Here is a 2,364-nt window from a genome sequence, read left to right as displayed (position 1 = left end):
CTGCAGGGGGTCTCGCCCCCCGGCGGGCGCTGGCTCAAGCTCTACGCCGCCGACATCGGCCGCGGGCCGGACGGGGCGTGGCGGGTGCTGGCCGACCGGACGCAGGCGCCCTCCGGCCTCGGCTACGCCCTGGAGAACCGGATGGTGCTCGGCCGCACCTTCCCGGACGTGCTCGAAAGCCTGCAGGTCGAGCGCTTCCCCGCCTTCTTCCAGGCGTTCCGCGAGGGCCTGGCGTCCGGCGCCGCGCGCTCGGACCCGCGCATCTGCCTGCTGACGTCGGGTCCCTACAGCAGCACCTACGTCGAGCAGGCCGCGCTCGCGCGCTATCTCGGCCTGATGCTCGTGGAGGGCGACGACCTCGTCATGCAGGACGGGTGCCTGCACGTGCGCACCGTCTCCGGCCTGAAGCGGGCCGACGCGGTCTGGCGCCGGATCGACGGCGACTTCCTCGATCCGCTGGAACTCAACCCGGCCTCGCGGCTCGGCATCCCCGGGGTGATCGAGGCCTTGCGCAACGGCAGCCTGGTGATGGCCAACATGCCGGGCTCCGGCGTGGTCGAGTCGGCGGCCCTCAGCCCCTATCTCGACGGCATCGCCCAGCGCCTCCTCGGCGAGGGCCTGAAGCTGAAGAGCCCGCCGGCCTGGTGGTGCGGCGATCCCGCCGGGCTCGCCCACGTCCGGGACAACCTCGACGCGATGACGCTGCGCCCGGCCGCCACGCCGCAGCGCGGGGCGGGGCGCGACGCGATCCTCGGGCCGCAGGCGCTCGCGGCCGAACGCGAGCGGGTGCTCGCGGCCTTCCGGGACCGGCCGTTCGACTTCGTGGGCCAGGACCTCGGCCCGCTCTCGACCATGCCGGCCTGGGAGCGGACCGACCGGGGCCTGCACCTCGTCCCCCGCCCCTTCGCGCTCCGCGTCTTCGCGGCCCGCACCCCCGACGGCTGGCGGGTCATGCCGGGCGGCTTCTGTCGCGTCTCAGAACGCGAGAACGTCGACCCGATCGAGATGCGCCTCGGCATCCGCTCGGCCGACGTCTGGATCCTCTCCGAGAACCCGGTCGACGTCCGGCATCTCGGGCAGCAGGCCACGCCGCGGGTGCGGCGCATCTCCGGTCACCTGCCCTCGCGGGCGGCCGACAGCCTGTTCTGGTTCGGCCGCTACGTCGAGCGCGCGGAGGCGGTGATCCGCCTGACGCTGGCGCATCTGCGCAGCGTGGGCGACGCCGTCGTCACCGACATCTCGGGCGACACCGAGGCCCCCACCGCCTTGCGCATCCGCGCGCTGCTGGAGGAATGGGGCGCGACCCGGTCCGCTGACATGCCGACCGCGGCGCTGGCGCAGGAGGCCCTGGTCGGGCGCGAGGTGCACGGCTCGGCCCGCGCCCACGTGATCTCGGCGCGCACCAACGCGGCGACCCTGCGCGCCCGGCTCTCGGGCGAGGCGTGGCGGGTGCTCGCCGACCTGATCGACCTGCTCTCCCTCGACGCCGCCCGCGCGTTCACCGAATCGCAGCTGCTCGGGCGGGCCGAGCGGGCGCTGAGCCACATCGCGGCGCTCTCCGGGCTGACGCACGAGAACATGAACCGCGCCGCCGGATGGCACTTCGTCGACCTCGGGCGGCGGATCGAGCGGGCGATCAACACCAGCGCCTTCACCCTGGCCTTCGCCCACGACGAGGCCGGGGCCGACTGCCTCGGCGTGCTGCTGTCGCTCACCGATTCGCAGGTCACCTACGGCGCGCGCTACATGCAGGGCGTGGCCCTCGACCCCGTGCGCGACATGGTGCTCCTCGACCCCTACAACCCGCGCTCGGTCGCCTTCCAGGCGGAGGCGATCGGCCGGCACCTGGCCGAGCTGCCGGCGCTTTCGGCCGACGGCATCCCCGAGCCGCATTGCCGGCTGGCCGCACGGATCGTGGCGGCGCTGCGCAGCGGTGAGGCCGCCGACTTCGACGTCGTCGGGCTGACGCGGATCGAGGACGACCTGGAGCGGCTCGCCGACACCATCGCCGGCCGCTACTTCCCCAACGGACCCCACGCCCTGCGGCCCGAGAAGCTGGCGGGGCTGGCGTGATCTACACGCTGCGCCACGTCACCACCTACACCTACGCGAAGCCCGTGAGCTTCGCGCGCTGCTCGCTGCGCCTGAAGCCCGCCGAGGGCGAGGGCCAGTCGGTGATCGAGAGCGTGGTGACGATCGACCCGAGCCCGGCCACCGCGGTGATCCGGCGCGACACGTTCGGCATCGAGACCGTGGGCATCACCCTGGACGCGCCGCACACCCGGTTCCGGGTCGAGGCGCTGTCGAAGGTGCGGGTCGAGCGCGCGCCGCCGCCCGCCCCCGAATCCGGCCGCGGCTGGGAGG

2 protein-coding genes are annotated in these 2,364 nt (G+C 74.2%); both read left to right on the top strand.

Going from position 1 to position 2,364, the window contains the following annotated elements; all coding sequences use genetic code 11:
* The coding region (locus FV222_RS23390) for a circularly permuted type 2 ATP-grasp protein (RefSeq protein ID WP_147815762.1) at positions 1-2,073 on the top strand (2,073 nt) is incomplete at its 5' end.
* On the top strand, positions 2,070-2,364 hold a 295-nt coding region (locus FV222_RS23385; RefSeq protein ID WP_281406912.1), incomplete at its 3' end, for a transglutaminase N-terminal domain-containing protein. The genes FV222_RS23390 and FV222_RS23385, both read left to right, overlap by 4 nt.

Origin of the sequence: Methylobacterium sp. WL103, from assembly GCF_008039885.1 — a bacterium.
Classification (GTDB): Bacteria; Pseudomonadota; Alphaproteobacteria; order Rhizobiales; family Beijerinckiaceae; genus Methylobacterium; species Methylobacterium cerastii.
The sequence above is the reverse complement of the archived record's forward strand: the minus strand, read 5'-3'. Positions and strand labels throughout refer to the sequence as shown.